Raw genomic sequence first — 520 nt, forward strand, 5'->3', positions numbered from 1 at the left:
GTCGCCCACGTCGCCCAGTTCGCCCGCATCGACGGCAACGTGGTCCCCAAGGGCCTGCCCTGCCCGGCCCAGGCGTTGATCGGCGGCGATGCCCTGGACCGCGCCATCATGGCCGCCTCGATCCTGGCCAAAGTCAGCCGCGACCGCTTCATGCAGCGCCTGCACGACGCCCATCCGGAATACGGCTTCGACCAGCACAAGGGCTACGGCACCCCGGCCCACCTCGCCGCCCTGCGCAGCCACGGCCCCTGCCCCCAGCACCGGCGCAGCTTCGCCCCCGTGCGCGCGTGCCTGGAACCTGCGCTGAGCAGCCTCCCCGCCTGAGCGCTGCCATGGCCGGACGGCACCCGGCACCACAGCGCTGGACATACGGGGGTTGCCCGCCACCGCGCATCGGCCAGCGGTGGCGTCGGATGCCCCGGCAAACCTGAACCCCAGCGCCCGCGCGCGCCCCCGCAACACCCCTGTCAAGCCTTGTTAGCGTCCACCACCACCGCTACCCTGACCGGGCATCACATTG

Annotated in this window: 1 protein-coding gene; it reads left to right on the forward strand. The window is 72.5% G+C overall.

Going from position 1 to position 520, the window contains the following annotated elements:
- Positions 1-324: ribonuclease HII (locus AAE045_RS24340; protein WP_455549860.1), on the forward strand; the 324-nt coding region annotated here is incomplete at its 5' end.
- Positions 325-520: the final 196 nt, after the last annotated feature.

The sequence above is a fragment of the Dryocola clanedunensis genome (assembly GCF_038405435.1).
In the GTDB taxonomy this organism is placed as follows: Bacteria; Pseudomonadota; Gammaproteobacteria; order Enterobacterales; family Enterobacteriaceae; genus Dryocola; species Dryocola clanedunensis_A.